General features: G+C 70.7%; 25 protein-coding genes and 1 other RNA gene. 16 read left to right on the forward strand and 10 right to left on the reverse strand.

The window, feature by feature from the left end; all coding sequences use genetic code 11:
- The first annotated feature begins 314 nt into the window (after nt 1–314).
- Complete coding sequence (gene pepQ / locus CEK66_RS02320; protein ID WP_152235822.1) at nt 315–1,637, forward strand: Xaa-Pro dipeptidase; 1,323 nt, start codon at nt 315–317, stop codon at nt 1,635–1,637.
- Between the two features lie 112 nt (nt 1,638–1,749).
- Here the strand turns inward: pepQ and CEK66_RS02325 are convergent, their stop codons facing one another.
- A complete protein-coding gene (locus CEK66_RS02325; protein WP_152235823.1) occupies nt 1,750–3,081 on the reverse strand; it encodes an aminopeptidase P N-terminal domain-containing protein in 1,332 nt (443 codons plus the stop codon).
- On the reverse strand, nt 3,081–3,626 hold the full coding sequence (locus CEK66_RS02330) for a YecA family protein (protein WP_152235824.1): 546 nt from the start codon (nt 3,624–3,626) through the stop codon (nt 3,081–3,083). Before CEK66_RS02330 ends, CEK66_RS02325 begins: the two co-directional genes overlap by 1 nt.
- A 209-nt stretch (nt 3,627–3,835) precedes the next feature.
- Here CEK66_RS02330 and CEK66_RS02335 point away from each other — a divergent pair, with 209 nt between their 5' ends.
- From CEK66_RS02335 to CEK66_RS02380, 10 genes are all read left to right on the forward strand, one after another.
- A complete protein-coding gene (locus CEK66_RS02335) occupies nt 3,836–6,019 on the forward strand; it encodes a GGDEF and EAL domain-containing protein (RefSeq protein ID WP_193312542.1) in 2,184 nt (727 codons plus the stop codon).
- Between the two features lie 67 nt (nt 6,020–6,086).
- A complete protein-coding gene (locus tag CEK66_RS02340; protein WP_017910437.1) occupies nt 6,087–6,308 on the forward strand; it encodes a TIGR02449 family protein in 222 nt (73 codons plus the stop codon).
- Nucleotides 6,305–6,598 carry a cell division protein ZapA gene (locus tag CEK66_RS02345; RefSeq protein WP_152235826.1) on the forward strand — a complete coding sequence of 98 codons (294 nt, stop codon included), beginning with the start codon at nt 6,305–6,307 and terminating at the stop codon, nt 6,596–6,598. Before CEK66_RS02340 ends, CEK66_RS02345 begins: the two co-directional genes overlap by 4 nt.
- 98 nt (nt 6,599–6,696) lie before the next feature.
- Nucleotides 6,697–6,881, forward strand: a non-coding RNA gene (ssrS, locus tag CEK66_RS02350) — 6S RNA.
- A 159-nt stretch (nt 6,882–7,040) separates the two neighbouring features.
- On the forward strand, nt 7,041–7,862 hold the full coding sequence (locus CEK66_RS02355) for a thioesterase family protein (protein WP_152235827.1): 822 nt from the start codon (nt 7,041–7,043) through the stop codon (nt 7,860–7,862).
- Nucleotides 7,863–7,941: 79 nt separating this feature from the next.
- A complete protein-coding gene (locus CEK66_RS02360) occupies nt 7,942–8,535 on the forward strand; it encodes a 5-formyltetrahydrofolate cyclo-ligase (RefSeq protein ID WP_152235828.1) in 594 nt (197 codons plus the stop codon).
- Nucleotides 8,532–9,002: an EVE domain-containing protein gene (locus CEK66_RS02365; protein WP_017915860.1), complete on the forward strand. Its 471-nt coding sequence runs from the start codon at nt 8,532–8,534 to the stop codon at nt 9,000–9,002. The genes CEK66_RS02360 and CEK66_RS02365 overlap by 4 nt, the downstream gene beginning before the upstream one ends.
- Nucleotides 9,003–9,102: 100 nt before the next feature.
- Nucleotides 9,103–9,750: a ribose-5-phosphate isomerase RpiA gene (gene rpiA / locus CEK66_RS02370; protein ID WP_152235829.1), complete on the forward strand. Its 648-nt coding sequence runs from the start codon at nt 9,103–9,105 to the stop codon at nt 9,748–9,750.
- 158 nt (nt 9,751–9,908) lie between these two features.
- On the forward strand, nt 9,909–10,361 hold the full coding sequence (locus CEK66_RS02375) for a DUF192 domain-containing protein (protein WP_017910443.1): 453 nt from the start codon (nt 9,909–9,911) through the stop codon (nt 10,359–10,361).
- Between the two features lie 118 nt (nt 10,362–10,479).
- Complete coding sequence (locus CEK66_RS02380) at nt 10,480–11,325, forward strand: SirB1 family protein (RefSeq protein WP_026143558.1); 846 nt, start codon at nt 10,480–10,482, stop codon at nt 11,323–11,325.
- Nucleotides 11,326–11,597: 272 nt separating this feature from the next.
- Here the strand turns inward: CEK66_RS02380 and CEK66_RS02385 are convergent, their stop codons facing one another.
- Entirely contained in the window at nt 11,598–11,843 is a 246-nt protein-coding gene (locus tag CEK66_RS02385) for a rubredoxin (RefSeq protein ID WP_223875626.1), read from the reverse strand.
- A gap of 14 nt (nt 11,844–11,857) precedes the next feature.
- On the opposite strand from CEK66_RS02385, the gene thiE reads away from it, so the two are divergent.
- Entirely contained in the window at nt 11,858–12,481 is a 624-nt protein-coding gene (gene thiE, locus CEK66_RS02390; protein WP_152235830.1) for a thiamine phosphate synthase, read from the forward strand.
- 601 nt (nt 12,482–13,082) lie between these two features.
- Complete coding sequence (gene hemL / locus CEK66_RS02395) at nt 13,083–14,375, forward strand: glutamate-1-semialdehyde 2,1-aminomutase (protein ID WP_152235831.1); 1,293 nt, start codon at nt 13,083–13,085, stop codon at nt 14,373–14,375.
- A gap of 73 nt (nt 14,376–14,448) precedes the next feature.
- Here hemL and azu read toward each other — a convergent pair whose 3' ends face one another.
- Nucleotides 14,449–14,904 carry an azurin gene (gene azu / locus CEK66_RS02400; RefSeq protein WP_017910448.1) on the reverse strand — a complete coding sequence of 152 codons (456 nt, stop codon included), beginning with the start codon at nt 14,902–14,904 and terminating at the stop codon, nt 14,449–14,451.
- Between the two features lie 215 nt (nt 14,905–15,119).
- Between azu and CEK66_RS02405 the strand changes: the two genes are divergently transcribed.
- The gene (locus CEK66_RS02405; protein WP_152235832.1) at nt 15,120–15,737 is read left to right on the forward strand and encodes an HAD-IA family hydrolase; all 618 of its coding nucleotides are present in this window, start codon (nt 15,120–15,122) and stop codon (nt 15,735–15,737) included.
- A 9-nt stretch (nt 15,738–15,746) separates the two neighbouring features.
- Here CEK66_RS02405 and CEK66_RS02410 read toward each other — a convergent pair whose 3' ends face one another.
- Nucleotides 15,747–16,979 carry an acetylornithine transaminase gene (locus tag CEK66_RS02410; protein ID WP_043094856.1) on the reverse strand — a complete coding sequence of 411 codons (1,233 nt, stop codon included), beginning with the start codon at nt 16,977–16,979 and terminating at the stop codon, nt 15,747–15,749.
- A 321-nt stretch (nt 16,980–17,300) separates the two neighbouring features.
- Here CEK66_RS02410 and CEK66_RS02415 point away from each other — a divergent pair, with 321 nt between their 5' ends.
- Nucleotides 17,301–18,170, forward strand: a complete 870-nt coding sequence (locus CEK66_RS02415) for an ion transporter (protein ID WP_152235833.1) — start codon at nt 17,301–17,303, stop codon at nt 18,168–18,170.
- A gap of 4 nt (nt 18,171–18,174) precedes the next feature.
- On the opposite strand, the gene CEK66_RS02420 is transcribed toward CEK66_RS02415, so the two are convergent.
- The 4 genes from CEK66_RS02420 to CEK66_RS02435 form a co-directional block, all read right to left on the reverse strand.
- Nucleotides 18,175–18,597: a VOC family protein gene (locus CEK66_RS02420; RefSeq protein WP_017910492.1), complete on the reverse strand. Its 423-nt coding sequence runs from the start codon at nt 18,595–18,597 to the stop codon at nt 18,175–18,177.
- Nucleotides 18,598–18,714: 117 nt separating this feature from the next.
- A complete protein-coding gene (locus CEK66_RS02425) occupies nt 18,715–19,875 on the reverse strand; it encodes an ROK family transcriptional regulator (protein WP_193312543.1) in 1,161 nt (386 codons plus the stop codon).
- 201 nt (nt 19,876–20,076) lie between these two features.
- Nucleotides 20,077–20,892 carry an NAD(P)-dependent oxidoreductase gene (locus CEK66_RS02430; RefSeq protein WP_152181002.1) on the reverse strand — a complete coding sequence of 272 codons (816 nt, stop codon included), beginning with the start codon at nt 20,890–20,892 and terminating at the stop codon, nt 20,077–20,079.
- Between the two features lie 133 nt (nt 20,893–21,025).
- Nucleotides 21,026–21,688 carry a serine/threonine-protein kinase gene (locus CEK66_RS02435; protein ID WP_017913428.1) on the reverse strand — a complete coding sequence of 221 codons (663 nt, stop codon included), beginning with the start codon at nt 21,686–21,688 and terminating at the stop codon, nt 21,026–21,028.
- A 329-nt stretch (nt 21,689–22,017) separates the two neighbouring features.
- Here CEK66_RS02435 and CEK66_RS02440 point away from each other — a divergent pair, with 329 nt between their 5' ends.
- Entirely contained in the window at nt 22,018–24,030 is a 2,013-nt protein-coding gene (locus tag CEK66_RS02440) for a bifunctional DedA family/phosphatase PAP2 family protein (RefSeq protein ID WP_017910496.1), read from the forward strand.
- A 94-nt stretch (nt 24,031–24,124) separates the two neighbouring features.
- On the opposite strand, the gene CEK66_RS02445 is transcribed toward CEK66_RS02440, so the two are convergent.
- Nucleotides 24,125–24,607 (reverse strand): protease inhibitor I42 family protein, encoded by a 483-nt coding sequence (locus tag CEK66_RS02445; protein WP_152235834.1) that lies wholly within the window; start codon nt 24,605–24,607, stop codon nt 24,125–24,127.
- Nucleotides 24,608–24,833 lie beyond the last annotated feature (226 nt).

The raw sequence follows: 24,833 nt of genomic DNA on the forward strand, positions 1-24,833 counted from the left end.
ACAACGTAGTGGGTTTACACAGCTAGCGGCATCAACCTCGCAGGTGCGGCTACTGATCCCTGTGACGGGATCAGCCGCGACCGGCATTCCCGGGAACGCCTCGGTCGCGGTTGAAGCCGCTCCTGCGACGGCCATTCGCGACCGTTGCGCGATCGGCCGCAAAGAGTCTCCGGCGGATCGACAAAGCCCCGCATCGCCGGCGTAGCTTCGGCATCGCATGCCATGGATAGACCATCCGTGCACGTCCACACGCCTGCACCGTTTCCGGCACACTTGGCGCCCCCGTTTCCGCATCGCCGAACGAGTCCGCCGCCATGCCCCAGCACGATCCAAGCGCCCTGTATCCCGACCACCTGCGCACCCTGACCCGACGCGCCGACGAAGCGCTGGCGCGCGGTGGCTTCGACCACCTGGTGGTCCCGAGCGGCACCCTGCACTACCAGGTGTTCGACGATCGCGACTATCCGTTCGCGGTGAACCCGCAGTTCAAGGCCTGGCTGCCGCTGACGCGGGTGCCGCACAGTTGGCTGGTGTACACGCCGGGGCGCCGCCCGCAGGTGATCTTCCACCAGCCGCGCGACTACTGGCACGTGGTGCCGGATGCGCCCAGCGGCTGGTGGGTGGACCACTGCGACATCCATCTGATCCGCACCCCGGACGAGGCGCTGGCGCTGCTGCCGGATGCCGCGCGCAGCGCGATCCTCGGCGAGCCGCAGAGCGCGCTGGGCGCCTACGTGCCGAACAACCCGCCGGCGGTGCTGGACTACCTGGAATACCACCGCGCCTACAAGACGCCGTACGAGCTGGCACTGATGCGCCAGGCGCAGTACTCGGCGGTGCGCGGCCATCGCGCCGCCGAGGCCGCGTTCCGCGACGGCCGCAGCGAGTTCGAGATCCACATGGCCTACTGCGCCGCGGTCGGCCAGGACGCGAACGAACTGCCGTACGGCAACATCGTGGCATTGAACGAACACGGCGCCGTGCTGCACTACACCGAACTGCAGCGGCAGGCGCCGACGCCGCTGCGCAGTTTCCTGATCGACGCCGGCGCCTCGGCGCACGGCTACGCCAGCGACATCACCCGCACCTACGCCGCCGATCGCGGCAGCGAGTTCCAGGCACTGATCGACGCGGTGGACGCCGCGCAGCAGCGCATGGGCCAGCACGTGCGCGCCGGCGTCGACTACCGGCAACTGCACCTGGACGCGCACCTGGCGCTGATGGGCGTGCTGAAGGACGCCGGCGTGCTCACCGTGTCGCCGGAAACCGCGGTAGCCACCGGCGTCAGCGCCGCGTTCTTCCCGCACGGCCTGGGCCACCCGATCGGCCTGCAGGTGCACGACGTCGCCGGCTTCGCCGCCAGCGATCGCGGCGGCCGCATCGAACGCCCCGACGGCCATCCCTACCTGCGCATGACCCGCACGCTGGAACCAGGCATGGTGGTGACGATCGAGCCGGGCCTGTACTTCATCGACATGCTGCTCGACGACCTCAAGCAGGCCGGCCATGGCGGCAGCGTCGACTGGGCGCGGGTGGCGCAGTTCAAGCCCTACGGCGGCATCCGCATCGAGGACGAAGTGGTGTGCACCGAGGACGCGCCCGAGAACCTGACGCGGCCGGTGTTTGCGGCGGCCTGATGGCCGCCGCCGGGAATGGAGAATCGGGAATCGGGATTCGCAACAGCAAAAGCACCCGGTCCGCTAGCTGACCTTTCCGCGCACGGCGACCGCTTTTCCCATTCCCGTTTCCCTATTCCCCATTCCCAGCCATCCACGCCTCGATCTCCTCGGCGCTGCGCGCCAGGGCATCGGTGAGCACGCGATGGCCGTCGTCGGTGATCAGCACGTCGTCCTCGGTGCGGATGCCGATGCCCCGCCACTTCGGGTCCACGTCCTTGTCGTCCGGCGACACGTACAGGCCGGGTTCGATGGTGAACACCATGCCCGGTTCGAGCAGGCGCGATTCGCCTGCCAGCCGGTAGTCGCCGACGTCGTGCACGTCCAGGCCCAGCCAGTGACCGGTCTTGTGCCGGTAGAAGCGCCGGTAGTCGCCGCTGGCCAGGTTCTGCTCGACGCTGCCCTTGAGCAGGCCCAGCCGCAGCAGGCCTTCGGTCAGGGTCTGCACCGCGGTCAGGTGTCCGGCCTCGTAGGCCACGCCCGGGCGCGCCTGCGCCAGCGCGGCAGCATGCGCGGCACCGACCAGATCGTGCAGCGCGCGTTGTTCGGCGCTGAAGTGGCCGTTGGCCGGGAAGGTGCGGGTGATATCGGCGGCATAACCGCGGTATTCGGCGCCCGCATCGACCAGCACCAGGTCGCCGTCGCGCAGGCGCGCGGCGTTGGCGCGGTAATGCAGCACGCATGCGTTGTGGCCGCTGCCGACGATGCTGCCGTAGGCCGGCCAGGCGTCGCCGGCGCGGAATTCGCGCTCGATCTCGGCCTGCAGTTGGTATTCGTGCACGCCCGGCCGCGCCAGCCGCATCGCCGCGCGGTGCCCGGCCACGCTCAGGTCCGCAGCGACCTGCATCAGCGCGATCTCGTCGCGCGACTTGAACAGGCGCTGTTCGTGCAGCAGATGGCCCAGTTCCAGGAACTCGTGCGGCGGCTGGGCGCCGTGCCGCACCTGCTCGCGCACGCGCTTGACCCAGCCGATCAGCTTCAGGTCGAAATCGACGTCGCGGCCGAAGTGGTAATACACCCGCGAGCGGCCTTCCAGCAGCCCGGGCAGGATCTCGTCGAGGTCGTCGATCGGATAGGCATCGTCCATGCCGTAGCGCTCGACCGCGCCTTCCTGGCCCGCCCGCGGGCCGTCCCAGGCCTCACGCTCGGGGTCGCGTTCGCGACAGAACAGCAGCGCCTCGCCATGGCGGCGACCGGGCACCAGCACCAGCACCGCGTCCGGCTCGGCGAACCCGCACAGATACCAGAAGTCCGAATCCTGCCGGTACGGGTAGTGCGTGTCGTGGCTGCGCACCCGCTCCGGTGCGCTGGGCAGCACCAGGATGGCCTGCTCGCCGGCCATGTCCATCAAATGACGGCGCCGGCGCACGTACTCGCCGGAGGAAATCCCGGTGAGCCGCTTCATCAGTTCAGGCGCTGCCGGTGGCGCGGGCCGAGCACGCAGTCGCTGTGCAGCAGCAGCACCGCCACGCGCACGAACTCCTCGATCTCGGCCAGTGCGTCCTCGTCCTCGTCGCCGCTGTCGAAATCTTCGGCGCTGGCCTGGGCCAGGCGCGCTACGTCCTGCAGCGCTTCCTGCCCTTCCTCGGACAGCGGCGGTGCGGCGCCCGCGGCCAGGCCGAAGCCGCCGAGGAAGCCGCGGCACCAGTCGAACAGCGCGTCGGCGCGCTCGGGCAGCGGCGCGCCGGCATCGGCCAGCACCAGGTCGAAGCCGAAATCGCGGTCGTTCAGTTGCGCAGTCGTGGCCTCGCGCAGGCGGTCCAGCGCATCGCCGGGGCGCGGCGCGGCGAGGCTGGCGTCGGCGAGCACGGCCGCCGGCCATGCCGGCAATTCGGCGCCGCCGCCGGCCAGCCAGCCGCACAGGCCGCCGTGCAGTTCGGCCGCCGACGCAGCCAGGCCAAGCGTCCGGCTGGCATCGGCGATCTGGTCGGCAGTGGGAAGTTCGGTCATGGAGCAAGCCTGTCGGGCGCTGGCCGCGGGCCTGTCGAGGCCTGCGGCGGAATCGGGACTGCGCAGTGTAGCAACCGCGTGTGCGCCGCCGCTTGTGGTGGCTTCCGGCACGCGCCTACACTCCACCACCCGTTCTTTGACAGAAGTCACTTTCCGCCATGCCATTGGAGCACGTTGCTGCAGGAGCTGCGGAAAGAACCGGCCTCGCCTTGTTCGGCGAGACCCTGCTGGCCGCATGGCCGCTGGTCGCGCTCGCCGCGCTGGCGGCCGGCGGGGTGGCGGCGCTGTTCGCGCTGCGTTCGCGTCGGCGCCTGCGCGAGCAACTGCAACGGCACGCGCAACTGCAGCAGCGCGACCAGCACCTGAAGCTGGCGCTGTGGGCCTCGGGCGAGCACTTCTGGGATTACGACCTGCAACAGCGCAGGTTGCGGCTGATGCGCGCCGACGAGGCCACGCCGCACGCGCAGGACATCGGCCTGGTGATCCGCGAGAACGAGCCGCTGCGGATCCATCCCGACGACGTGCAGCAGGCGCGGCAGGTGCTGCAGGAACACCTGCAGGGCCTGACCGCGATCTACACCGCCGAGTACCGGGTGGACCTGGCCGGCGACGGGGTCTGGTACTGGGCGCGGGTGCGCGGCCGCGTGGTCGACTACGACGCCAGCGGCGCGCCGCGCCGCCTCGCCGGCACCGCACGCGACATCACCTCGCACCGCCAGGCCGACCTGGAACGGCGCATCGCCGCCGAAGTGCTGCGCAGCATGGGCGAGGCGGTCGCCGTGCTCGACGAGGACCGCCGCTTCATCTCGGTCAACCCGGCCTTCACCCGCATCACCGGCTACAGCGAGCGCGAGGTACTGGGCCAGCCGATGGCGCTGATCGACCACGCGCCGGAAACGCCGTCGGCCCCGGTGGCCGACCACGGCCGGCATTGGCGCGGCGAGGCCTGGAAACGGCGCAAGGACGGCCAGGAGATCCTCTGCCACCTGCGCCGCAATACCGTGGTCGACGCCGACGGCCGCCAGAGCTTCCAGGTGGTGGTGCTGGAAGACATCACCGAGCAGAAGCGCGCCGAGCAGGAACTGCGCTATCTGGCCAACTACGACACGCTGACCAGCCTGCCCAACCGCGCGCTGCTGTCCGAACGCCTGGCGCGGGCGATCGTGCGGGCGCGGCGCCAGGCCGGCTCGGTCGCGGTGCTGTTCCTGGACCTGGACCGCTTCAAGGACATCAACGATTCGCTCGGCCACGCGGTCGGCGACCGCGTGCTGCGCGCGGTGGCCGAACGCCTGCAGCAGGCGGTGGGACCGCAGCACACGGTAGCGCGCCTGGCCGGCGACGAATTCACCGTGGTGGTCGAGGACATCGTCAGCCAGGGCGAGGCCGAGGCGGTGGCCGCCCGCGTGCTGGCCGCGTTCGAGGCGCCGCTGCGGCTGGACGAACGCCGCGAGGTCGCGGTCTCCACCTCCATCGGCATCTCCCTGTTCCCGCAGCACGCGCTGCTGCCGAGCGAGTTGCTCAAGCACGCCGACACCGCGATGTACCAGGCCAAGGCCGCCGGGCGCCGCAACGCGCAGGTGTACTCGGCGCGCATGGACGAGGCCACCCGTCACCGCGCCACCCTGGCCAGCACGCTGCGCAAGATCCCGCTGGATCAGGAACTGAAGCTGGTCTACCAGCCGCGCTACTCGCTGCGCACGCAGCGGGTGGTCGGCGTGGAAGCGCTGCTGCGCTGGCACAGCGCCGATTTCGGGCCGGTCTCGCCGAGCCAGTTCATCCCGCTGGCCGAGGAGACCGGGTTGATCCTGGAGATCGGCGAGTGGGTGCTGCGCCAGGCCTGCGGCGCGCTGCGCGACTGGCGGGGGATGGGGCTGACCGATCTGTGCATGTCGGTGAACGTCTCGGCGATCCAGCTCGAGCGCGGCAACCTGCCGGAACTGATGGCCGGGATCCTCGCCGAAACCGGCGTGCCGGCGGCCAACATCGAACTGGAACTGACCGAGAGCGTGGTGATGTCGCAGGTCGGCAAGAACGCCGCGCTGCTGCGCGCCTGCCGCGAGCTGGGGCTGACCCTGGCCATCGACGACTTCGGCACCGGCTATTCGTCGCTGGCCTACCTGAAGCGGCTGCCGATCAACACCCTGAAGATCGACCAGGAATTCATCGGCGACCTCACCCGCGACCCGGACGACGAGGCGATCACCAGCACCATCATCGCGATGGGCCACTCGCTGGCGCTGAAGGTGGTGGCCGAGGGCGTCGAGGACGCCGGGCAATTGGCGTTCCTGCGCGCGCACGGCTGCGACGAGATCCAGGGCCACCTGGTGGCGCCGGCGCTGGAGCCGGACGCCTGCCTGCGCCTGCTGCAGCAACCGCTGCGGCTGCCTGCCTGAGCGCCGGCCATGGCGCCGCCGCGCGGCGTCTTGACCGCCCCTCGGGCGCATGCCTATCGTGAGCGCCATGGACAGCCCTGACGCCCTCGCCGAGCTTCGCGCCCTTGCCGCACGCGTGGAAACGCTGGTCGAGCGCTGCCAGCGCCTGTCCGACGAGAACCGCAGCCTGCGCCAGCAGCAGGAACACCTGATCGGCGAGCGCTCGCAGTTGCTGACCAAGAACGAACAGGCGCGTTCGCGCGTGGAAGCGATGATCGCCCGGCTGAAGTCCCTGGAGCAGCACACGTGAGCGAGCCGGTCAGCGTCCGCATCCTCGACCGCGAATACACCGTCGGCGTCGAGGCCGAAGAACGCGACGGCCTGCTCGCCGCCGCACGCCTGCTCGACGCGAAGATGCGCGAGGTGCGCGGCAGCAACCGCATGGCCGCGGTGGACCGCGTCGCCGTCCTCGCGGCACTGAACTTGGCGCACGAGTTGCAGCAACTGCGCGACGAACAGGTCAAGCACGAACGCGAGATGGCGCGCACACTCGCCGATCTCAATCGGCGCCTGGACAGCGTGGTCGATACGACGCGCTGATCCGCACGTGGCGCTGCGATCATCAACGTGAATTGCAACGTACCGAACGACCGACGAACGGACTAGCCAAGCGCGATCACGGCGCTATACTCCACTTGCGTTCTCTGCTGTGAACGACAGCGTGTGCAAACATTCGCCTTGTCCCTTAATGACGACCACGGGGTGGCGACGGAATCGGGAGTGCAGGTCCGCCTCGTAGCGGGAAGCCCGATGATTCTCCAGCCATCCCACTTGAACCCCGGGTTCAAGGTCGTTTCGCACGCATCGTCACGGCGGAGAATGCAATTTTTCCAGGAAGCGGCGCCGCAAGGCGCCGTTTCCTTTTGTGCGCCCGCAGCGTGTGCCTTCACCACGCCGTCGCCGCCGGCGCATTGCAGGTGCCACGCGTTCTCGCACCGACCGAAACCCGGGATACTGGTCGCCCCATCACGGAGATCCCGGATTGCCGACGCTCGCCCAGATCCTCGACCGCTTCGACCCCGCCGCGGGATTCGACGTCCCCGCCAGCTGGCGACAAGGCCGCACCGCCTTCGGCGGCCTGTCCGCGGCGCTGGCGCTGCAGACCGCGCTGCGCACGGCACCGTCCGCGTTGCCGCCGCTGCAGACCGCGCTGCGCACGGCACCGTCCGCGTTGCCGCCGCTGAAGTCGGCGCACATCGGCTTCATCGGCCCCGCCGACGGCAGCCTGCGCTTCGATGCGCAGGTGCTGCGCCAGGGCAAGTCCGCCACCTCCGTGGGCGTCGATTGTCTGGCCGACGGGCAGGTCGCCCTGCGTGCGGCCTTGCTGTTCGCACAGCCGCGGCCCAGCCGCATCGCCCACGACTTCCTGCCGGCACGGCCGGCGGTGGTCGACCCCGATGACGCGACGCCGATCGCCGACAACACGGCGACCCCGGCCTTCGTCGCCAACTTCGACATGCGCCTGGCCGGCGGCGCGCTGCCGCTGTCCGCCGCGGCCGATCCGGAGTTGCTGGTCTGGGCGCGCCATCGCGACGCCGCCGGCGTGGACCCGGGCGTAGCCCTGGTCGCACTGGGCGACTGCCTGCCGCCGGCCGCGATGACCTGCTTCACCGCACCCGCACCGGTCAGCTCGATGACCTGGGCCCTGGACTTCCCGCAGCCGGCCAGCGCCGGCGACTGGTTCCTGCTGCGCTCGGCCAGCCTGCATGCCGAGGACGGCTACTCGCTGCAGGACATGCAGATCTGGGACAGCGCCGGGCGGCTGGTGCTGTGGGGCCGGCAGACGGTGGCGCTCTACGCGTGATCGCGGCAGCGGCGCGCGCCTGCTGGTCAGTGCGCGCGCCGACGCCGACAATAGCGCCCTCTCTCGCCACCGCTGCCAGATGACCGCCGACGACCGCGACTCCCTGCGCCAGGACCTGCGCGCGCGCCGCCGCGCGCTCACCGCGCCCGTGCGCCTGGCCGCCGCCGACGCCTTGGCACAGCGACTGCTGGACCTGCCGTTCGCGCCGCAGTACGGCCACGTCGGCGGCTACTGGGCGATGGACGGGGAGATCGCCCTGCACCGCTGGCAACTGTCGCTGCCGGAGGCGGTGCAGTACTGCCTGCCGGTGCTCAGCGGCGACACCCTGCGCTTCGCGCCGTGGCGCCCCGGGCAGCCGCTGCGCGCCAACCGCTATGGCATCCCCGAACCCGACGTCGACCCGGCCACGACCCTGGCGCCGGCGCAGATGGCGCTGGTGGTGACGCCGCTGGTCGGCTTCGACACCGCCGGCGGCCGCCTGGGCATGGGGGGCGGCTGGTATGATCGCAGCTTCGCTTTCCGCCAGCGGCAGGCTCCGCCGCCCTGGCTGGTCGGGGCCGCCTTCGACGCGCAACAGGTCGCGGCCTTGCCGCTGGCGGCCTGGGATGTGGCGCTGGACGCGGTCTGCACCGAATCCCTCACCCTGTCGACCGCGCCCGATTCCCCCGCATGACCGCACGCACCCGCTATTGGCTGATGAAGTCCGAACCGGACGCCTTCTCGATCGACGACCTGCAGCGGGTCGGCACCGAACCCTGGAACGGCGTGCGCAACTACCAGGCGCGCAACTTCATGCGCGACGGCATGAAGGTCGGCGACGGCATCCTGTTCTACCACTCCAACTGCAAGGTGCCGGGCATCGTCGGCGTGGCGCGCGTGGCCAGCCAGGCCTACCCCGACGCCACCCAGTTCGACCCGTCCTCCGACTACCACGACCCCAAGGCCACCCCGGAGCAGCCGCGCTGGTACCTGGTGGACGTGGCGTTCGAACGCAAGCTGGCGCGCACCATCGCCCTGGACGAGATCAAGCAGCACGCCGATGCGCTGGGCGAGGGCTTCCCGCTGGTCGCCCGCGGCAACCGCCTGTCGGTGTTCCCGGTCAGCGCCGCGCAGTGGAAGCTGCTGCTTTCGCTCGAGTAGCCGGGATTCGGGAGTGGGGATTGGGGATTCGCCCGGCCCCATCCGCCGACCCGCTTTTCACGAATCCCCAATCCCGAATCCCCACTCCCGAGCTCTCCAAATGTCAGAAGCCAAACGTCTTGCCGCCGAGAAAGCCATCGACTACGTCCAGGACGGGATGATCGTCGGCGTCGGCACCGGCTCCACCGTCGCCTACTTCATCGACGCGCTCGGCCGCATCGGCCACCGCATCAAGGGTGCGGTGTCCAGTTCCGAGCAGAGCACCGCGCGCCTGCGCCAGCACGGCATCGAGGTGCTGGAGCTGAACCACACCGGCAACCTGTCGCTGTACGTGGACGGCGCCGACGAGTGCGATCCGAACAAGTGCCTGATCAAGGGCGGCGGCGCCGCGCTGACCCGCGAGAAGATCATCGCCGAGGCCAGCGAGCGCTTCATCTGCATCGTCGACCCGAGCAAGCAGGTGCAGACCCTGGGCGCGTTCCCGCTGCCGATCGAAGTGATCCCGATGGCGCGCAGCCTGGTCGCCCGCGAGATCCTGGCGCGCACCGGCGGCCAGCCGGTGTGGCGCGACGGCGTGGTCACCGACAACGGCAACGTGGTGCTGGACGTGCACCACCTGTCGATCACCGACCCGGTGGCGCTGGAGCGCGAACTGAACCAGATCCCCGGCGTGGTCTGCGTCGGCCTGTTCGCACGCCGCCCGGCCGACGTGGTGATCGTCGGTGGCGAGCCGCCGCGCGTCTTTTGACGCGCGCTGGCGCGCGCGCGGGATTGGGGATTCGGGATTGGGGATTCGCAAAAGCGAGAACCCCGGCTCTGGCGGATCCCCAATCCCGACTCCCCGCTCTTGACGCCACGCGCACCTTGCAACAAGGTGCGCGCTGTCCTCCCTGCCCTGGTCCGCCCATGTCCCTCTTCCGCGCGCTCTGCGTCCTTCTCCTGCTCGCCCTCAGCGGCTGCGCCAGCGCCGGCGGCGACCATTGGGTGGAATTGGGCGGACATCGCTACGAAGTGGAACTGGCGCAGAACGATGCGACGCGCGCGCGCGGGCTGATGTTCCGCGACCAGATGGAAACCGACCACGGCATGCTGTTCATCCACGACCGCGAGGAACCGCAGGCGTACTGGATGAAGAACACCAAGATCCCGCTGGACATCCTGTACTTCGACAACCAGCGCAAGCTGGTGGCGCAGCAGCGCGACGTGCCGCCGTGCTCGGCCGGCGACGCCTGCCCGCCCTACCCGAGCAACGCGCCGGCGCGCTACGTGCTCGAACTCAACGCCGGCCAGGCCGAGCAGTTGAAGCTGCAGGACGGCACCGAACTGCGTTTCGGCCCGGGAATTCCGCAGGGCCACTGATCCGTCAACGGTGCCGGCGGCGTCGGGAAAAGGCCCCGCGACCACGGCGCTGAACCCGACACCGCTGTCGGGAACGGCCGGACTTGATCGGACCCGGCTTTGCCGCCAGTCTTGGGCCATGGCCGCCCCATTGACATTGCCGAGCTGGAATACCCTGGCCGCGCTGGATGACGATGCCCTGCCGCTGCTGGCGACCGCGCTGCTGATCGCCCGCGACGAGTATCCGGAGCTGGACGCCGCCCATTACGACACCCTGGCGCAGAGTCATGCCGACCACCTGCGGCACGAGGTGGCGATGATCGAGCAGTGGCCGCTGAAGATGGCGGCGATCAATCGCCACCTGTTCGAAGAACTGGGCTATAGCGGCAACCACGACGAGTATTACGACCCGCGCAACAGCTACATGAACCAGGTGTTCGAGCGGCGCCTGGGCAACCCGATCTCGCTGGCGCTGGTGCAGATGGACGTGGCGCGGCGCCTGGACATCCCGCTCGACGGCGTGTCCTTCCCGGGGCATTTCCTGGTGCGCCTGCCGGTGGACGACGGCCTGCTGGTGATGGACCCGTTCAACGGCGGGCGTCCGCTGGCGGTGGAGGAACTGCGCGAGCGCGCGCGGCCGCACATGGGCGGCGAAAGCCCGGACGACCGCGCGCTGCTGCAGATCCTGGACCCGGCGCCGCACCGCGCGATCCTTGCCCGGGTCCTGCGCAACCTGCATGGCCTGTACGCCGAACGCGACGAGTGGGACCGCGCCGCACGCAGCGCCGACCGCGTGCTCAAGCTGATGCCGGACCAGCCCGAAGCCCTGCGCGACCGCGGCATGGCCTACCTGCAGATGGATTACGTCCCCGGCGCACGGCGCGACCTGGGCCGTTACCTGCAATTGAACCCCGAAGCCTCCGACGCCTTGCCGATTCGCGAGCGCCTGGTGGAACTGAGCGCGCGCGCGCAGCGGATGCATTGACGCTGGGAATGGGGAGAGGGGAATCGGGAATGGGAAAAGCGCATGCCCTGAGGCTCAGAGGTTGCTGACCTGATCAAGCCGTCATGGATAACCGACCGAATCGATCATCGAACGTCGGCGGACATGCGGCTCTCCCGAGTATCGGCCTTGCGATCCGACAACCCGGCCTCGCGATGTCTGCCTGCCAGCCCTGAAACTGGCCGCCGCGTGAAGCCTACAAGGCACGGGAGTCGCTGTCCCACTCCCGATTCCCCATTCTCCAATCCCAGCCGTCAATCCATCTCCACCATCTCGAAATCGTCCTTGGTCACGCCGCAGTCCGGGCAGGTCCAGGTGTCGGGCACGTCGTCCCAGCGGGTGCCGGGGGCGATGCCTTCTTCCGGCAGGCCGTCGGCCTCGTTGTAGATGAACCCGCAGACGACGCACATCCAGGTGCGATAGGTGGTGGCGCTGGCGTCGCTCATTGGATAATCGCAGGTCACAGTCGGAACGGCATTGTCCCATCGCCGCCGACGCATCGGAAGGCTTGGCCATGAACGCATCCCCGGCGCCGCGCGGCGTGTACCTGATCACCCCCGACGAGGCCGACGGCGCGCGTCTGCTGGCACGGGTGGCGCCGCTGCTGGACCAGGGCGTGACCTGGCTGCAATACCGCAACAAGCGCGCCGACGCGGCGCAACGGCGCGAGCAGGCCGCGGCGCTGCAAACGCTGTGCGCACAGGCCGGCGTGCCGCTGATCGTCAACGACGACGTCGCGCTGGCGCAGGCGGTGGGCGCGGCCGGCGTGCACCTGGGCGAGGACGACGGCGATCTGGCCGCCGCGCGCGCCGCGCTCGGGCCGCAGGCATTGATCGGCGCCTCCTGTTACGACGATCTGACCCTGGCCCGCAACGCCGCGGCGGCTGGCGCCAGCTATGTCGCCTTCGGCGCCTTCTTCCCCACCCGCAGCAAGGTCACCACGCGCCGCGCCACGCCTGACCTGCTGCGCAATGCGGCAGCGCTGGGCCTGCCGCGCGTGGCGATCGGCGGCCTCACGCCGGACAACGCGCGTCCGCTGGCGGCGGCCGGTGCCGATCTGCTGGCGGTGATCAGCGGCGTGTTCGATGCGCCCGATCCGCGCGCGGCGCTGGCCGCGTACAGGGCGTGTTTCGACTGAGGCTAGCGCTTCCCTTCTCCCCTCGGGACCATGGCCCCCTTTTCGGGGGAAGGTGCCCCGAAGGGGCGGATGAGGGTGCGAGCGCAGCCTCGTACACCCAAACATCGCGCGTCGCTGCGCGCCGGACCCTCACCCCAACCCCTCTCCCGACGGGAGAGGGGCTAGCGTTGTTCCTTCTCCCCGTGGGAGAAGGTGCCCCGAAGGGGCGGATGAGGGTGCGGGCGCAGCCTCGTGCACCCAAACACCGCGCGTCGCTGCGCGCCGGACCCTCACCCCAACCCCTCTCCCGACGGGAGAGGGGCTTTTGCCTCTTCCTTCTCCCTGCGGGACCATGGCCCCCTTTTCGGGGGAAGGTGCCCCGCAGGGCCGGATGAGGGTACGGGCGAAGCCTCATGCACCCAAACACCGCGCGTCGCTCCGCGCCGGACCCTCACCCCAACCCCTCTCCCGGTGGGAGAGGGGCTTGAAGCAAATCCACGGCGTGGCGCCGGCTGCGGCAGGATCGACGACATGGCGCACACCGGCGGCAGCCGCGACAATAGACGGCCTCGCTCCGCGCCCGGCCGGTCGGCCTGGCCAGCATCGCCAAGGATTTCCGCTCATGTCCCATTCCCGCTCGCATGCCCTGTTCGCCCAAGCGCAGTCGCTGATTCCCGGCGGCGTCAATTCGCCGGTGCGCGCCTTCAAGTCGGTGGGCGGCGAGCCGTTCTTCGTGCAGCGCGCCGATGGCCCGTACCTGTACGACGTCGACGGCCACCGCTACATCGACTACGTGGGCTCGTGGGGGCCGATGATCGCCGGGCACAACCACCCGGCGGTGCGCGAGGCGGTGCAGCGCGCGATCGGCGATGGGCTGTCGTTCGGCGCGCCGTGCCCGGCCGAGGTGACGATGGCGCAGACCATCACCCGGCTGGTGCCGTCCTGCGAGATGGTGCGCATGGTCAACTCCGGCACCGAAGCCACGCTGTCGGCGGTGCGGCTGGCGCGCGGCGCCACCGGGCGCAACCGCATCGTCAAGTTCGAAGGCTGCTACCACGGCCACGGCGATTCGTTCCTGGTCAAGGCCGGCAGCGGCATGCTGACCCTGGGCGTGCCGACCTCGCCGGGCGTGCCGGCCGGCTTGAGCGAACTCACCGCCACCCTGGCCTACAACGATGCCGAGGGCGCTACTGCGCTGTTCGAGGAGATCGGCCACGAGATCGCCGCGGTCATCATCGAGCCCGTGGTCGGCAACGCCAACTGTATTCCGCCGCGTCCGGGCTATCTGCAGCACCTGCGCGACCTGTGCACGCAACACGGCGCGCTGCTGATCTTCGACGAGGTGATGACCGGGTTCCGCGTCGCCCTGGGCGGCGCGCAGGCGCACTACGGGGTCACGCCGGACCTGACCACCTTCGGCAAGATCATCGGTGGCGGCATGCCGGTGGGCGCCTATGGCGGGCGCGCCGACCTGATGCGGCAGGTGGCGCCGTCCGGGCCGATCTACCAGGCCGGCACGCTCAGCGGCAATCCGGTGGCGATGGCCGCCGGGCTGGCGATGCTGGAACTGATCCAGGAACCGGGCTTCCACCAGCGCCTGGACGCGGCCACCGCGCAGCTATGCGCCGGCCTGGAAGCCGCCGCGGCGGCGGCCGGCGTGGCGGTCACCACCAACCAGGTCGGCGCGATGTTCGGGCTGTTCTTCACCACCGAGAAGGTGGAGACCTATGCGCAGGCCACCGCCTGCGACACCGCCGCGTTCAACCGCTTCTTCCACGCGATGCTGGAGCGCGGTGTGTTTCTGGCGCCGTCGGCCTACGAGGCCGGCTTCGTCTCCAGTGCGCACGACCAGGACGTGCTGGAGGCCACCCTGGCCGCGGCGCGCGAGGCGTTCGCGGTGGTCGCCGCCGGCTGAGATGCCGGCGCCACGACCCTGGCATGACGACAACGCGCGGCGCCGACGGCCGGCGCCGCGCCGCTGCGCTGAATCAGCCGAATACGAACTTGCCCTTCATCACCGCCCAGTGTCCCGGGAACGAGCAGAAGAAGGTGTAGTCCCCGCCCTTGCTCAGCTTGGCGGTGGAGAACTTGACCGTGTCCGACTGCCCGGCGCCGATCACCTTGGTGTGGGCGATGATCCGCGGATCGTTCTTGGGCAGGTAGTTGTCGGCCAGACTGGAACTGGTGCCGGCATTGGCCACCGCCTGGAAATCCGGGGTCTTGGTCAGCACCCAGTTGTGGCCCATCACCGCGGCGGCGAGCTTGCCGCTGTGCTTGAGCGTCACCGCCACCTCGGTGCAATCGGCCGCGACCTTGATCTGGGTCTGGTCGTAGGACATCTGGTCGGTGCCCGTGATGGTCACCGCGCAGGTCTTGGCCCAGGCGGCAGGCGCGAACGCGAGGCCGGCAAGGACGAGCAGCAGGGATGGAAACTTGGTGTTCAAGGCGGGTTCCTCGGCAAGAAAGACAACACTGCGCCACGGCAGGTCGCGCGCGTGGCGGCGTGCCCCGACTGTCCGCCGGCCCGCGATGGCTTGTCAACGACAAGCGATGGCGCATTGCATCATCGGCTCGCGGCGGCGACCCCGCAGAGCGGCGTGAGCTTCGCTGCTGCCGCGCCACGCCAGCCGCCACTCACCCAGGCCTCCTCATGTGCGCAATGACCCGCGCGCGGCCGGCGCTGCTGCTGCTCGATTTCGACGGCGTGCTGGCGCGCTACACGCGTGCCGACCGCATCGCCGCGCTGGCCGCGCACTGCAGCTGCGAGGCCGCGCAGGTCCGCGAGGTCCTGTTCGGTTCCGGACTGGAGACCGCCTACGACGGCGGCGAACTCGACACCGCCGCCTACCTGCAGCGATTGAGCGCGGGCCTGGGCGCCGCGGTGGAAGCGGACGCGTGGATCGCCGCGCGGGTGGCGGCCAGCCGCGCCGACGCCGGTGTGGTCGCGCAGGTGCTGGCACTGGCCGAGCGCGTGGCCATCGGCGTGCTGACCAACAACGGTGCGCTGATGGCGCAGGCGATGCCGCAGATCGTGCCCGCGCTGTTCCCGCTGCTGCACGGGCGCGTGCTGTGCAGCGGCCACCTGGGCGGGCGCAAGCCGGAGGCGACGGTGTATCGGCACGCGCTGGCGCACTTCGATGTCGCCCCGCGGCAGGCGCTGTTCATCGACGACCTGTTCGTCAACGTGCGCGGCGCCCGCGCGATCGGCATGGCCGCGGAAACCGCCAGCGGCGCGCGCGCCCTGCGCCGCGCGCTGGCGCGGCACGGCCTGGGCTGAGTCGCCGACTCAGCGCGCGGCGAGGTAGGCGCGCAGCGCGCTGCGCAAGCGCGCCAGGCCTTCGCCCAGTTCGGCATCGGTGAGGTTGAGCGCGGGCACGAAGCGCAGCACGTCCGGGCCCGCCTGCAGGGTCAGCAAACCATGCGCGGCAGCGTGGTCGAGGATGGCGCCGGCCTGTCCGGCATGCGCCGGCGCCAGCACCGCACCCAGCATCAGCCCGCGGCCGCGAACCTGCGAGAACAACGCGAACTCGTCGTTGAGCGCCGCCAGGCCGGCACGCAGCGCCGCCGATTGCCGCGACACGTTGGCGGCGATCGCCGTCGAGGCCAGCTTGCGCAGCGCCACCCGCGCCACCGCCGCGGCCAGCGGGTTGCCGCCGAAGGTGGTGCCGTGCGCACCGAACTGCATGGTCTCGGCGACCTTCGGCCCGGCCAGCAGCGCGCCGATCGGGAAGCCGCCGCCCAGCGCCTTGGCCAGGGTCACGATGTCGGGGACGACCTGGTCCTGCCAGTGCGCGAACAGGGTGCCGGTGCGGCCCATGCCGCACTGGATCTCGTCCAGCACCAGCAGCGCGCCGTGGTGGTCGCACAGGGCCCGCACCTGCGCCAGGAAGCCCGGCGCCGCCGGCATCACCCCGCCCTCGCCCTGCACCGGCTCCAGCATCACCGCGGCCACATCGCCGGCGGCCATCGCCGTTTCCAGCTGCACGATGTCGTTGAAGTCGACGTAGCGGAAACCGCCGGGCAGCGGCTCGTAGCCTTCCTGGTACTTGGGCTGCGCGGTGGCGGTCACCGCGGCCAGGGTGCGGCCGTGGAAGCTGCCGCGGAAGGTGACGATCACCCGCCGCTGCGGCGGACGGCCCTGGGCGGTGGCCCACTTGCGCACCAGCTTGATCGCCGCCTCGTTGGCCTCGGCGCCGGAATTGCACAGATACGCCTTCTCCGCGAAGCGCGAGGCCACCACCAGTTCCTCGACCAGGCGCAGCGGCGGCTCGCTGTAGAACACGTTGCTGGTGTGCCACAGCTTGCCGGCCTGTTCGAGCAGCGCCGCCTGCAGGTCCGGATCGTTGTGGCCGAGCCCGCACACGGCGATGCCGGCGGACAGATCGATGTAGTCGCGTCCCTCGCTGTCCCACACCCGCGCGCCCTGGCCGCGCTCCAGCACCAGTTGGCGCGGACGGTAGATCGGCAGCGCGTAGCGTTGGCCGAGGGCGATCAGCTCCGCGGCGGAAGAAGCGGTCATCGAGGCAGTCCTGCGGGGAAAGCGCCGATTATAAGACCGCCGGCAGCGCTCGGCCGGGGACTGCCGGCCGCCGCCTGGACCGACGGGGCGGCAGGCTGCTGTGCCACACCGCCGCCGCCCGCGCGCGTGCCACAGCAACCCCGCCAGGCCGTTGCTCGACATGTGGTAGGGACTTCAGTCCCGACGCGTCAGCGCGACGGCGTCGGGGCGGAAGCCCCTCCCACAGGGGGCTCTCCGGCAGCCGCGTCGCATCCGATCAGGACGCCGCCTGCCGCGGCGCGCGCGCCCGCGACCGCAAGGCGGCTCGGGTAGCATGGGCGCATGCGATTTTTCCTCGATTCCCCGCTCGCCCCGGCGACCGAGCACGGCTGGCGGCGCCGCTGGTTCGACATCATCTATCGGCACGACACCACGCCTTCGCGCAACTTCGACCTGTTGCTGGTCGCGGCGATCCTGGCCAGCGTTGCGGTGATCCTGGTCGACAGCGTGCCGGCGCTGCACAGCCGTTACGCCGGCGCGCTGTACGTGCTGGAGTGGGGCTTCACCGTGCTGTTCACCGCCGAGTACGCCTTGCGCCTGGCCACGGTGCAGCGGCCGCTGCGCTACGCGCTGAGCTTCTGGGGCGTGATCGACCTGTTGTCGATCCTGCCCACCTACATCTCGTTTCTGCTGCCCGGTGCGCAGACCCTGCTGGTGGTGCGCGTGCTGCGGGTGCTGCGGCTGTTCCGCATCCTCAAGCTGACCCGCTACGTCGAGGAAAGCAGCCTGCTGGTCGATGCGTTGTGGCGCAGCCGGCGCAAGGTGTTCGTGTTCCTGTTAACGGTGATCACCCTGGTGGTGATCTTCGGCGCACTGATGTACGTGGTCGAAGGCCCGGCCAACGGCTTCACCAGCATCCCCACCGCGATGTATTGGGCGGTGGTGACGATGGCCACGGTCGGCTTCGGCGACATCGCCCCGCTCACCCCGCTGGGCCGCGCCATCACCTCGGTGCTGATCCTGATCGGCTACAGCATCATCGCCGTGCCCACCGGCATCTACACCGCGGAACTGGCCAACAGCCTGCGCGATGCCGACCGCAGCCGCGCGCCGGATCGACGCACCTGCGCGCACTGCGGCCTGCACGGCCACGACCGCAACGCCGGCTATTGCCGGGGCTGCGGCCAGGCGTTGCCCGAGACGGTGCCCTGAGCCCTTACCAGACGCCCGTGTTCGGCATCGACGCCCACGGCTCGGCCGGCGCCAGCGCCTCGCCCTTCTGCAGCAGCTCGATCGAGATCAGGTCCGGGCTGCGCACGAAGGCCATGCGCCCGTCGCGCGGCGGACGGTTGATGGTCACGCCGAGCGACTGCAGGTGCGCGCAGAGGGCGTAGATGTCGTCGACCTCGAAGGCCAGGTGGCCGAAGTTGCGGGCGCTGCCGTAGTCCTCGTCCGAGCCCCAGTTGTAGGTCAGCTCGACCTCGGCCTCCGGGTTCTCCGGCGCGCCGAAGTACACCAAGGTGAACTTGCCGGCTTCGTTCTCGATGCGGCGGGTTTCGTGCAGGCCCAGACCTTCGGTGAAGAACGTGCTGGTCTTCTCCAGGTCGTGGACGCGGATCATGGCGTGCAGGTATTTCATCGTGACAACTCCGAGGGTGGGGGATGGGACGCGCGCCGTACCGCAATGGCGCGCGGAAAGGGCGCATAGGGTAGCGCCGGCGGCGTGCAGGCATGGCGACGCCGCAGCGGGACCGGTTCAGCGGAAATAGCAGGCCTTCAGCGGCAGCGCCGCCGCGCCCACCGCGCTGGCATCGGCGGTGGCGGCGGCCGGCAGCAGCCGCGGCAACGGCCGCGCCTGGCCGCGGCGCGGCTGGTTGTCGATGCGCACGTGCGGAATCAGCCGCGTCGCCAGCTCGCGCGGCATGCGCCCGCCGAACACCACCGCCTGCGGATCGAAGATCGCCACGATCGCCGACACGATCAGCGACAGGCCCGGCGCCACCCGCGCGATCCAGCGCTCGATCGCCGGCCACGCCGGATCGTAGGCGGCCAGCAGCGCGCGGATGTCGGGCAGCGCGATGCCGTCCTCGGCCAGCAGTTGCCGCAACAGTTCCAGCGTGCCGCGCTCCAGCCCCTGCTGCGGCAGCATGCCGGCGAATTCGCCGGCGTTGCCGTGCGCGCCGCGCAGGCAGGTGCCGTCGATCACCACGCCACCGCCCAGGCCGTAATTGAAGTGCAGATAGGCGAAGTCGCGGTATTGGCGGCCGATGCCGAGCAGGCTCTCGCCCGCCGCCGCCACCGTGCCGTCGTTGTCCACCCACACCGGCAGGCCCAGCGCCTCGGCCAGCCAGTCGCCGATCGACAGCTCGCCCAGCGCGCGCAGCGGCTCGGGCGGATTCATGTGCACACCGTCCTCGACGAAGAAGCCGGTCATCGCCACCCCCGCGCCCAGGCGCGGACCCAGCCCGGCGCCGGCCGCCGCGGTCAGCGCCGCATCGGCCTCGCGCAGTTGCGCCAGCAGTGCGGCCGGCTCGGTCGAGCGCAGCGCATGTTCGGCGGTGCCGCGGATCTGCCCGCTGAAATCCAGCAATGCCAGCGACAGCGCATCGGTCGCGATCGCATAGCCGACGGTATGGCCGTAGCCGGGATTGAGCGCGATGCCCGCGCCCGGCTTGCCGCGGCCCGCGTGCGCCAGCGAGGCACCGATCGCGACCAGGCCGCGCTCGGCCAGCGCGTCGACCAGGCGCACCGCCGACTGCACGGTCAGCCCGGTGCTGCGGCTGAGATCGGCGCGGGTGGCGGTGCCGGCCAGGCGCAGGCGATCGAGCATGTGCCGCTCGTTGTCGCTGAGATCGGCGTGGATGGCGTGGCGGGACTCGGGAAGACGCGGCAGGGCGACGGCGACTGGAGCGGGCATGGGCGGCGGTGGCATCAAGACCCGGGCAGCATAGCCGCGCCGCGCGTGGTCATCGCGGCAGCGAACGCGATCGGATGGAACAGAGCGTTTTTGCAACGCGTCGCCGCGCGTAGCCGGCGCGTTGCGATCATGGCCTCGCAACGCCCGCAACGCCCGCAACGCGCGGCCGCGGCACACCCGGCACCACGGCCACGCCGGGTCTCAGTCCAGGAACAGATCCGGCAGCATCGGCTGCGACGGATCCAGCGCGTAGCCGGACAGGTCGTGCACGCCCGCCTCGGCCAGCACCGCGTCGTCGATCAGGAACTGGCCATAGAAACCGGCCGCCGGCCGGGTCAGCACGGCGTGCGCGGCGTCGGCCATGATCTCCGGGCGGCGGCCGTTGCCGGCCTCGACGCCAGGGATCATGTTCAGCGCCTCGGTGGCGATCAACGTGCGCGGCCACAGCGCATTGACGGCAACGCCCTGCGGGCCGAACTCGCCGGCCAGGCCGAGGGTGACGAAGCTCATGCCCATCTTCGCCAGCGTGTAGCCGGTATGCGGCGCCCACCACTTCGGGTCCAGCGACGGCGGCGGCGCCAGGGTCAGGATGTGCGGGTTGGCGCTGCGCAGCAGGTGCGGCAGGCAGGCCTGGGCGCACAGGAAACTGCCGCGCGCGTTGACCTGCTGCATCAGGTCGAAGCGCTTCATCGGCGTGTCCAGCGCACCGCGCAGCCAGATCGCGCTGGCGTTGTTGACCAGGATATCGATGCCGCCGAAGGCCTCCACCGTCGCCGCCACCGCCGCACGCACCTGCTCCTCCTCGCGGATGTCGCACTTCAGCGCCAGCGCGCGCCCACCGGCCGCCTCCACCGCCGCCGCGGCGGTGTGGATGGTGCCGGGCAGCTTGGGATTGGGCACCGCCGACTTCGCTGCGATCGCCACATTGGCGCCATCGCGCGCCGCCCGCAGCGCGATCGCCAGCCCGATGCCGCGCGAGGCGCCGGTGATTAGGAGGGTTTTGCCTTTCAGGGTCATTGGAGTGGGAATGGAGAATGGGGAACCGGGAATGGGAAAAGCTTAGCGCCTTCTCGCCGCGTGCCCGTCAGACCAGACGCACGCGGATTCCGTTTTTTCCATTCCCCATTCTCCATTCCCCACTCCCGGCCCCTCAGGGCTTCGGCCCCTGCCCCTCGTTGTCTTCCCACTTGAGCAGGCGCCGGGTGACGAAGCGATAGACCGGCTTGCCGCTGGCGAACCACAGTTCGCGCACCCAGGAATGGCGCTTGAGCAGGCGCCGCTCGACCGGGGTCAGCGCGTGCGCGCAGTACATGCGCTTGTGCTTGAGCAGATGGCGCAGGTCTTCACGCGCCAGCAGGCGCATCCAGCGCGAACGCGGCGCGCCGCGCACGGCCAGCTGGAAGTCGATCAGCGCCGGGCTGCCGTCGGCCAGCACCAGCCAGTTGGCCTCCTTGGCCAGGTCGTTGTGCGCCACCCCGCGCCGGTGCACCTGCTGCAGCAGGCGCCGCGCAGCGCGGAAATAGGCCAGGTCGCCGCGCGGCGGCCGCTGGTACATCGCCGCGCCGTCCAGATAACTGCGATCCAGGAAGGTGCCGTCCCAGCCGCGCAGCTGCGGCGTCGCCGCCATGCCGTTCAGCTGCCGCAAGGCGAGCGCCTCGCGCCGCGCCAGCCACCATGCGGGCAGCCGCAGCCACCACGGCGAGGCGGTGAGGTCGCGGCGGACGAAGCGCGCCTCGCCCTCGCCCAGCAGCAGGATGCGGCCGAAGCTGTCGGCCTTGAGGATCTGGACGGTGCGGGAAGCGGGGGCAGGCATCCGGCCAGTGTAGAGCGTGCGACGCGGTTTGACGGGTCTGCACGGTCGCCCGTCACTCCAGGCAGGCACCTGGTCCGGTGCTGCTCACCTGGGCGTCGTGCCAGGCGCCAGCGCACGCCGCGCGTGCGTGATGCCGCCGCCCTGCGAAGCGACGGCGTCACGCACCGGCTTCGGCGCGGCGGCGCTGCCATCCCCGGCACGGGACGGCGACAACGACGCGCCCGACGGCAGACCAGGTCTGCCGGGCGGCCCGGTTGCGCAAGGCCGGTCGCCCGACACGGCACCCCGGCGCTAACGGACCGTCATCGTGCTCCCTCTATACTTGCCCGATGAATGCCTCATGGACCGATGCCACGCTGGAGTGGATCGCAGCACACCCCATCCTGGCCGGCGCGGTCATCTTCGCCATCGCGTTCTGCGATGCGGTCATCATCCTCGGCACCCTGGTGCCGGCGCTGCCGCTGCTGTTCGCGATCGGCGTGCTGATCGGCCTGGGCCAGATCTCCGGCCCGTACGCGGTGGTCAGCGCCGCGCTCGGCGCGCTGATCGGCGATGCGCTCAGCTACTGGGTCGGCTATCGCTGGGGCCATCAGCTGCGCAACTACTGGCCGTTCAAGCGCTATCCGCAGTTGCTCGACCGCGGCGAGGCGATGTTCCGCCGCAACGCCTTCAAGAGCATCCTGGTGGCGCGCTATGTCGGCGCCATCCGTCCGTTCGTGCCGGCAGTGGCGGGCATGATGAAGATGCCGCTGCGGCGCTATCTGCTCCCAAGCAGCGTGGCCGCGGTGACCTGGTCGCTGCTGTTCCTGGGACCGGGCTGGCTGCTGGGCCAGGCCTACGACGCGGTGGCCGCGGTCGCCGGGCGCCTGTTCCTGGTGCTGGGCCTGCTGGCGCTGGCGCTGGGCCTGGTGTGGGCCATCGTGCTGTACGGCTACCGCTGGTCGGCCGGGCACATGGACGCACTGCTGGCGCGCGGCCTGGACTGGTCGCGCCGGCACCCGGTGCTGGGCCGCTACTCGATCGCGGTGTTCGACCCGCAGCGCCGCGAATCGGTGCCGCTGGCGATGCTGGCGGTGATGCTGCTGGCGCTGGGCTGGGGCTGGTTCGCGCTGCTGATGGTGGTGGTGGCGCACGGCGAGCCGCTGCGCCTGGACCTGGCCGTGCACGACCTGATGCTGGCCCTGCGCAACCCACTGGCCGACTATCCGATGACCGCACTGGCCTCGCTCGGCGACTGGCAGGTGCTGCTGCCGCCGACCGCGCTGGGCCTGCTCTACCTGGCCTGGCGCCGACGCTGGATGGCCGCGGCGCACTGGCTGGCGGCACTGGCGTTCGGCCTGGCCCTGACCAAGCTGCTCGGCACCACGGTGCACGTGGTGCGGCCGCCGGCGGCCAGCAGCGGTTTCGGCTTCCCCTCGGTGGCGGTGACCATGGCCACCATCAGCTTCGGCTTCTTCGCGGTACTGATCGCGCGCGAGCTGCCCGGGCGCTCGCGGGTGTGGCCGTACCTGCTGTCCGGCGCGGTGGTGACCCTGATCGGCTTCGCCCGCCTGTACCTGGGCGCGCACTGGCTCAGCGACGTGGTCGGCGGCATGCTGTTCGGCATCTTCTGGCTGCTGGTGCTGGGCATCGCCTACCGCCGCCGCTTCAACCGCGGGTTCTGGATGAAGCCGCTGGCCTGGCTGTTCTACGGCGGCTTCGCGATCGCCGCGCTGTGGTACGCGCCGCGCCAGCTGGAACGCAAGCTGGCCAAGTTCGAACCGCCGCCGCCGCAGGTCACGCAACTGGCGGACGCGGCCTGGTGGCAGCACGACTGGCGCACCCTGCCGTCGCGGCGCAACGAGTTCGACGACGACCAACGCTGGCCGTTGGACATCCAGGTGGCCGGGCCACTGGCGCCGCTGCAGCGCCAGCTCGAAGCGGCCGGCTGGCGCGTGCAGCCGCAGGCCGGCTGGCAGCAGGCGCTGCAGTTGCTCGACTACAAGGCCACGCCGGCGCAGGTGCCGGTGCTGCCGGCGACGCTGGACACGCGGGTCGAATCGCTGCTGATGCTGCGCCCCGGTCCGAATCCGGACGAGCTGTACGCGCTGCGGCTGTGGCCGGCGCCGGCGCGCCTGCAGCCGGGCAACGTGCCGCTGTGGCTGGGCAGCGCGCAGAGCCTGCGCTACGAGCGCCACTTCAACCTGATCGGGTTGTGGCGGCCGCTGCGCGGCGCAGATCCGGCGCTCAATGCGGTGACCGAGGCGCTGCACGCGCTGCCCACGCGCAAGGACATGCATCGCCGCAGCGAAATCCCGGTGCTGCTGGTACGCAGCGAAGGCGAAGCGCCGCCGTCGCCCTGAGCGGCGGCGGCGGTACCCCTCACCCCCTCTCGAACCGATCGGTGCCACACCGGCGCTGCGCTGCTCTGCAGGCGCCGGCGGCGGGCGATGGCGGCTACTTCACCTCGACCCGGATCGAACGCGAGTCGGTGGCACGGTCCTCCCAATGCCGCGAGTAGACGAGCTCGATCGCGCCGCTGCCGTGATCGGTGGCCTTGAAGGTGTAGGTAACAGTGCTGGGGCAACCCATGCGACCGGTGGCGCAGGCCGTGCCGGGTGCATGCTCGATGTCGAGCAGCGCCAGCGGCGCGGGCAAGCTGCGCAAGGCCCAGGCACTGCCGGTCGACCCGTTTTCGGAGAGGGTGACCGCGAACAGTTGCCCGCGCTGCAGGACGAACGGCTTCATCGACGGCGCCAGGCAGGTCTTGGGCGACACCTGATCGGCATTGCCGGTGACCAGGGCGATGGAACCGCGCGGGCAGTCGGCCTGGCCCGCTGCGGCAGCGGGCGCGGGCGCGGGGGACGTCTCGGCGGCGATGGCGGGCAGGCTCAGACCGCCGCCGGCGGACAGCAACAACAGCAGGAAGGAACGCTTCATACGAAGTCCTCGATCGTGCGTGGATAGGACGTCAGGCCGCCAGGGCGGGATGCCGTTGCCGGCGGCCGGGCGCGGCCGCCGATCGCTGCCAAGCGTGGCCCGCGCCTGCTAGCGGCGCGCTGAATGCCGGCTGCGGCGCGCACGTGGCCCGCCTGTGGCATGACCCATCGAGAACAACGCGCGGCGATCGTGGCGATGATGGCGCAGCGCCGCACGGATGCCGGCC

It is taken from the genome of Xanthomonas sp. LMG 12460 (genome assembly GCF_009192895.1).
In the GTDB taxonomy this organism is placed as follows: Bacteria; Pseudomonadota; Gammaproteobacteria; order Xanthomonadales; family Xanthomonadaceae; genus Xanthomonas_A; species Xanthomonas_A sontii.